Source organism: Legionella lytica (genome assembly GCF_044626755.1).
Taxonomy (GTDB): Bacteria; Pseudomonadota; Gammaproteobacteria; order Legionellales; family Legionellaceae; genus Legionella; species Legionella lytica_A.
Window position 1 is genome coordinate 1 of the sequence record NZ_JBGORX010000049.1, and the last position, 202, is coordinate 202.

Genomic DNA, 202 nt, shown 5'->3' on the forward strand with positions numbered 1-202 from the left:
TGTGGTGGTCAATAATGGTGTCTCTAATGCGGTATTAAGTGGCGGCTTCACCTATCAGCCTGCAGCACCAACCCTTGTCAGCATTAGTCCTAATAGTGGTTCTATGGCGGGAGGTACTGCGGTTACTGTGAGCGGTACCAACTTTACCCCAACCACGACCTTAACCATTGGGGGGCTTGCTGCAACGAGCGTGACAGTAGTT

1 protein-coding gene is annotated in these 202 nt (G+C 51.5%); it reads left to right on the forward strand.

Going from position 1 to position 202, the window contains the following annotated elements:
• A partial coding sequence (locus ACD661_RS17035) for an IPT/TIG domain-containing protein (RefSeq protein ID WP_400189026.1) occupies nt 1-202 on the forward strand: 202 nt, incomplete at both ends.